Consider the following 7,080-nt stretch of genomic DNA (forward strand, 5'->3'; position numbering starts at 1 on the left):
GGTAATCCTTGATGCTGCTGGCGCGCTCCTGCCCCAACTGACGCAACAGCAGGTCGCTGGCACTCCAGAACTTGATCACGTCGGCGCGCATTTTGGCGGTGCGTTCTTCCTTGCCCAGGTCATTCCATACGGCGGGCGGCTGCGTCTTCAGACGCGTGCGGTAGATGCCTTCCAACAGCGCGCCTTTCTCGTCCTCCGGCACCGCCAGCAAGGAAGCCTGGGCCGGGACTTTGTCGCCGCGACGCTGGAGCATTTTGTAGTAGTTGTATTGGTATTCCCGCTCCAGGCGTTGCTCGGCAATCAACGGGCCGTCACTGCTGGCGGCGGCCGTACCTTCGATTTCCAGGCGCAGGGCCGGACGTTCCTTCAAGGCTTGGGACAGTTTGACCAACGCGCCCTCGGCATCCTGGCTCAAATCGCTGGAGCCCGGTGCGAACGACACGGTGCCCAAGTCTTCGGAACTGCCGCCGCTGACCAGTCCGCCAATCATTTTGAACGGCGCAGCGGCGGCTTTGACGATCAGATTGCGCAGGGTTTGCCAGACGATCGGCATGACGCTGAACTGCGGGTTATTGAGGTCGCCAGTAACGGGTAATTCGATGGAAATCTTGCCATCCACATCCTTGAGCAAGGCAATCGCCAGCTTCAGCGGCAGACTTACGGCATCCGGGCTGTCGACCTTTTCACCCAACTGCAGTTGCTCGACCACGACTTTATTTTCGGCCTTGAGCTGGCCTTTGATGATCACGTAATGCAGGTCGAGATTGAGTCGGCCCTTGCGGATGCGATACCCGGCGAACTTGCCGGAGTAAGGCGTGAGCGTAGTCAGTTCCACTCGTTTGAAACTGGTGGCGATGTCGAGGCTGGCCATCGGGTCGAACGGATTGACCGCGCCCTTGATGGTCACGGGTGCATAACGGTCTACCTTGCCTTTGATATCCACACTGGCCGGTTTCGCCTGGCGACTGTCGATAGTGCCGATCTGCCCGTTGAGCTGTTGCGCGGCGGTGGCGAAGTTCGGTGTCAGGCTGAAGTCGGCGAAGTTGGCCGAACCGTCATTGATGGCGATACCGCCGATGTGAATGCCCAGCGGTTTATTGTTGCTGGCCGTTTTGGCTACGGTGGTCTTGGCGCCGGTATCGGGCGGTTGCGGGATCAACAGGTCATCAATGTTGGTGGTGCGATCTTCGTTGATCATGAACCGCGCATAGGGTTGGAACAGGTTGACCTTGTCGATCGACAGACTGTCACCGTGCTGATAGTTCAGGCCTTCGAGCACCAACTGCTGCCACTTGAGGAAGTCGCGGGTTTTCAGGGTGTCGAGGGTGTGCAACTGATCGACTTGAGCCCGGCCGGTGACGCTGAATGCCAGCGGTTCAGTGCTTTTCAGTTCGACCGCCAGATCACTGCCGAGCATGCCGCTACGCAGTTCCAGGCGCATGAATGGGGTGATGTAGGACTGGGCGACACGCAGGTCGATGTCTTTGGTCTGCACCTTCAGTTTGGCGCTGATCGGGGCGAGATTGACCACGCCGTCGGCCAAAGCCTTGCCTTGTTTGCCCACGCCGGTGTCGAGCTTGAGATTAAAAGGCGAACCGTTAAGGCTGTCGAAGTTCTGCAGGTCCAGATTCAACGGGCCGACGTCCAGCGCCACTGCGGGTTGCGCCTTGCGGTCGGCCAGGTGCACCAGGGAATCGCGCAGTTGCACGTCTTTCAGTATCACTTGCCACGGCTTGCCCGGTGTTGCCGGTTCAGATTTGGGCGAGTCGGCTGCCGCTGGCGTACTGGTGGGTTCAGCCTTGGCCTTGGCGGCGGGGTTGGACGGCTGGCTGGCGAACAGCTTCTGCCAGTCGAGTTGCCCATCGGCTTCGAGGGCGGCCCAGGTTTCCAGCTTGTGGCTGCGAATCTTGCCGACCACCACGAGTTGCTTGGCCAGGTCTACCGTGGTTTCGCTGATGTCCAGTCGTTCAAGCTTTGCCAAAGGTCGGCCGTCCGGGGCCTTGATCGCGAAAGGCGCGACACTGACGGCGACGTTGCTCAGCAGCAGTTCGGTTTCTTTGGACAGATTGAGTTTGTAGTCGGTGCTGAGGCTGAGGACGCCACTTTGCAGATCCAGTGGCACCGCGTCGCGCACATAAGGCCAAAAGGATTTCATCTTGCCGTCAGTGATTTTCAGCTTACCTTCGGAGGCGAGGGGAATCAGGCTGAAATTGCCGGTCCAGTCGACTTGCCCACCGGCCGGTCCGATGGCTACCAACGTCATGTCGGCGCTGTCGTCGGGCAGGGTGCTGAGGTGTTTCAGCTCAAGATCGAGTTTGTCGTAGAGAAATTCGATGGGTTCGCTGGGGCGCAGGTCCTGGAAGTGCACCGCGCCGTCGACCAGGTTGATCCGCTCCACGCGCAGCGGAAACGGCTTGGCATCCGGATCGGCAGGCGTCGGTTCGCTCGCGGGCAGTTTGAACAGGCCAAGCAGGTTGAGTTTACCGTCCTTGCCGAAGAGGATTTCGGTCTTGGATTTGACCAGTTCGATCTCGGACAAATGCACGGCCTTGGTCCACAGGCTGTCGACTTGCAGGTTGGCGTACAGGCGTTCGAATCCGATCTGTTCCTTGCCCGGCTCGCCGATGACCAGGCCCCAAAGGGTGACTTCCAGGCTGAACGGGTTGAATTCGATCCGCTGAAGGTGGGCGGGCACCGTGGCGTAATGGGCCAATTGCTGGTTGGCAATCCGCAACGCGATACCCGGTAAAATCAGAAACCCCAGCAAGCTGTAGAGGGCCAGAGCAGTCAACAAGGCGCCGATAGCGCGAATCAATCCTTTGGTCATGTGTGGCTTCATCTGTCTGAATCGGAGTGCCTTGGAGTATGGCATGCGATTGCAGTTCCGAAGTGACCACGCTTTGCAGGACTTATCTGAATTTTTGGGTGATTGTCAGAGTTGCAGAATCAGCGTTTTCAGCGGCGGCTGCTGATCCAACGACGGAAAATCAGCGCCCGGTGTCATCACTGTCCACTCGCGCACCGGACGCCCGGCTTTCTCCGCGCAGCGCAGCACCTGTTCGCGCCAATCGTCCATGCTGACCTTTGCCAGGTTATTGCAGCAAATCAGCACGCCATTGTCGGCGGTGGTCAGCAGCGCGGGTTTGAGCAGGCTCTGGTAGTCGCGCAGCAGGTCGACGGTGCCGAAAGCACTCTTGGCCCAGGCGGGAGGGTCGAGCAGCACCAGATCGTACTGACGCTGTTCCAGGCGTTGGTAGCTCGGCAGTTTCTGTCCGCGCCGTTGACTGATTGGCAGGCCGGCCAGTTGGCGGATCGCCGGGAAGTAATCGGATTGGACGAATTGCATGGCTGGCAACTGCGGATTGAGCAGACCGTTTTCACGGCCGACTGCCAGGTTGCCCTCGGCGAAATCCAGGTTGCACACTTCACGGGCGCCACCGGCCGCAGCGCTCAGGCCGACGCCACAGGTGTAGGCAAACAGGTTGAGCACGCTTTTGTTTTGGCTGTGCGCTTTGACCCAGCCACGGGTATTGCGCAGGTCGAGGAACAGCAGGGGATCCTGGCCGGCATGGCGCCCGCGAACCCGGTAGTTCAGGCCCCATTCGTGGCCGACCAGATCTTCTAGCGCCGCCTCATCGGCACGGTAGACCGTGTCTTCGCGGTCGATGCGCGAATTGCCCCGGGAGCGGTCGTTGTAGACCAGCAGGGTGTCGAGGCCCAAATGCTGATTGATCACCTCGTGCAGGTGCAGCAGCGCGTMGCGCTCCAGCGACTGGTGAAAGCTTTGCACCAGTAGTTGCGGGCCATAGCGGTCGATGGTCAGGCCACCGGCGCCTTCCTGGCTGCCGTGGAACAGGCGATAACAATCGGTGCCTTGCTGATGCAGTTCGGCAAGCAGGTCCTGGCGATGTTCGAGGGCGGCGCGCAGCGCCTGATTCAAGGAAGACATGCTGGGCGCCTTGCAGGAGGGAATTTGGCGCGGGAGTTTAACACTGTGGCGAGGGAGCYTGCTCCCGCTGGGCTGCGAAGCGGCCCCAAAAGTTTCGGCAACTGTCGCAGATTTTTGCGAGCGCTGCGCACTCGAGCGGGAGCAGGCTCCCTCGCCACAAATTGCGTGCGCTCAGGTTAATAAACCCATCCGCCGTTTAGCCCGCTGCACCGAGCCATTACGCACAGCCCAGCGCAGCATTGGCGCGCTGCGTTTAACGCTGGCGCGGATCAGTTTGCGTTGCAGAGGGTTTTGGCTGACGCCGAGCATGTCACTGGCCCAGTCCGGTAACAGATCGATGCCGGCCTGCATCATTAAGCCGCCGAAAGGCTTGGCCAAACGGCTGGGGGAGGGGGCGTTCAACAACAGGCGCAATACTTCGCGGCTGCGTTCGTCACACAGCAACTGTGGGTGAATGCGTTCAAGGTAATCAGCTATTTCTTGCCGCGAGCGGGGCACATCGCGGGCGCCCAGTCGCTCGGCGATCAACGCGATTTCCCCGTAGTAACGGTCCTGATCGGCCGATGACAGATTCGGATTGCGATAACGCAAATGCGCGGCCAGAAAGTTACTGACTTCGGCCACGTGCACCCAGGTCAGCAGGTCCGGATCGCTGGCCGCATAGGGGCGCCCGTCCGGCGCAGTGCCCGTCACTTGCAGGTGGATAGTGCGGACTTTCTCGATCAGCCAGTCGGCATCCTTTCGTGAGCCAAACGTGGTGCCGGAGATGAACTGCCCGGTGCGGCGCAGTCGGCCAAGCATGTCCTCGCGAAAATTCGAATGGTCCCAGACCCCGGCCAGCGCCAATGGATGCAAGGCTTGCAGCATCAGGGCACTGATGCCGCCGATCAGCATGCTGCTGAAATCGCCATGCACTTGCCAACTCACCGAGTCGGGGCCGAACAGACCGGGATCGCCCTTGGGATTTTCCAGGTCGAGCTTGCCGAGGGACAGACCGGTCAGGCTCATGATCTGGGTTTCGATGCGGCTACGGATGAATTCCATGGCGACTCAGTGGCGAAAATAAAACGCGGCCATTGCTGGCCGCGCGAGGCTTATTGATTCAGGCGTTTATCCACCAGATCCTGAACAACGCTCGGGTCGGCCAGGGTCGACGTATCACCCAGCGTGTCCAGTTCATTGCAGGCTATTTTGCGCAGGATACGCCGCATGATCTTGCCTGAACGGGTTTTCGGCAAGGCCGGGGCCCATTGGATCAAGTCCGGTTTGGCGAAGCTGCCGATTTCCTTGCTGACGTGGGCCAGCAGCGCATTCTTCAGTTCGTCGTTGGGGGCGGTGCCGTTCATGGGCGTGACAAAGGCGTAGATGCCCTGTCCTTTAAGGTCGTGGGGGTACCCGACCACCGCGGCTTCGGCAATGCTGTCGTGCAGCACCAGGGCACTTTCCACTTCAGCGGTGCCGATACGGTGCCCGGAGACGTTGATCACGTCGTCGATGCGTCCGGTGATCCAGTAATCGCCGTCCTCGTCGCGTCGCGCGCCGTCACCGGTGAAGTAGTAACCGGGGTAGGGCTTGAAGTAGGTGTCAACCATCCGTTGCGGGTCGCCGTAGACGCTGCGGATCTGTGCCGGCCAGCTGGATTTGATGGCCAGCACGCCGCTGCCGGCGCCTTTGATTTCCTTGCCCGTTTCATCCAGCAGTACCGGTTGTACGCCGAACATAGGTTGCGTGGCGCAGCCGGGTTTGATCCGTTGTGCGCTGACCAGCGGGCTGAGCATGATGCCGCCGGTCTCGGTCTGCCACCAGGTGTCGACAATCGGGCAGCGCTGTTCGCCGACAACATTGAAGTACCAATCCCACGCCTCCGGGTTGATCGGCTCACCGACACTGCCAAGTAATCTGAGGCTGGCACGCGAAGTTTCCTTCAACGGTTCCGGCCCTTCGCGCATCAGCGAACGCAGGGCGGTCGGCGCCGTGTAGAAAATATTGACGTGGTGTTTGTCGATGACCTGCCAGAAGCGCGAGCTGCTCGGGTAACTCGGAACGCCTGCGAAGATCAGCGTGGTCGCGCCGTTGGCCAGTGGACCGTAGACGATGTAGCTGTGGCCGGTGACCCAGCCGACATCGGCGGTGCACCAGAACACTTCGCCGTCGTGGTAGTCGAGCACATATTTGAAGGTCATTGCCGCTTGCAGCAAGTAGCCGCCGGTGGTGTGCAACACGCCTTTGGGTTTGCCGGTGCTGCCGGAGGTGTAGAGGATGAACAGCGGGTCTTCGGCGTCCATCGGCTCAGGCGGGCAATCGTCGCTGACGTCGCGCAAGGCCTGGTGATACCAGAGGTCGCGACCTTCAACCCAATTCACTTGGCCCTGTGTGTGTTCAACCACGATCACGGTGCTGACGTTCGGGCAACTCTCCAGTGCCTTGTCGACTTTCTCCTTCAGGGGCACGACTTTGCCGCCGCGTACGCCTCCGTCGGCGGTGATCACGGTGCGGCAATCGGCATCAAGAATCCGGTCGCGCACCGAATCCGGGGAGAAACCGCCAAAGACCACCGAATGCACCGCGCCGATTCGCGTGCAAGCGAGCATGGCGTAGGCCGCTTCGGGAATCATCGGCATGTAAATGCATACGCGGTCGCCTTTCTTCACGCCACGGCTTTTGAGCACGTTGGCCAGGCGACAGACGTAGTGATGGAGTTTTTTGTAAGTGATTTGCGCAGATTCGGCGGGATCGTCGCCTTCCCAGATGATCGCGACCTGATCGCCGCGCTGTTCCAGATGACGGTCGATGCAGTTGTAACTGACGTTCAACCTGGCGCCGGCAAACCAGCTGGCTTCACCGGTTTTCAGGTTGTAACGCTGGACGGTGGCYCACGGCGTACTCCAGTCGAGAAAGCGCGAGGCTTGTTCGGCCCAGAACGTACTGGGGTGTTCGATGGATTCGCGGTACAGGCGGTGATAGTCGTCTTGACTTAAATTCGCAGCCCGGCGGACGGCATCGGCTTTGGGGAACGTGCTGATATCGAACATGACGGTTCCTTATTCTTGTTTTAAGACAAGAGGGGAGCTACACGACCCTCGTAGGAGCTGGCTTGYCAGCGAAGGCGTTGTGTCATTCAACATTTATGT

The 7,080-nt window shown here is 60.0% G+C and carries 4 protein-coding genes; all 4 read right to left on the reverse strand.

The genetic code is table 11. The features are described 5' to 3' along the window. A partial coding sequence (locus AC1DSG_RS24855) for a DUF748 domain-containing protein (RefSeq protein WP_477793267.1) occupies positions 1–2,872 on the reverse strand: 2,872 nt, incomplete at its 3' end. 60 nt (positions 2,873–2,932) lie between these two features. Beyond that, positions 2,933–3,949 (reverse strand): class I SAM-dependent rRNA methyltransferase, encoded by a 1,017-nt coding sequence (locus AC1DSG_RS24860; RefSeq protein WP_477793268.1) that lies wholly within the window; start codon positions 3,947–3,949, stop codon positions 2,933–2,935. 171 nt (positions 3,950–4,120) lie between these two features. After that, complete coding sequence (locus tag AC1DSG_RS24865) at positions 4,121–4,993, reverse strand: oxygenase MpaB family protein (RefSeq protein ID WP_477793269.1); 873 nt, start codon at positions 4,991–4,993, stop codon at positions 4,121–4,123. Between the two features lie 50 nt (positions 4,994–5,043). Next, entirely contained in the window at positions 5,044–6,981 is a 1,938-nt protein-coding gene (gene acs, locus AC1DSG_RS24870) for an acetate--CoA ligase (protein WP_477793270.1), read from the reverse strand. Between the last annotated feature and the right edge of the window lie 99 nt (positions 6,982–7,080).

The sequence above is a fragment of the Pseudomonas sp. P5_A12 genome (assembly GCF_056400685.1).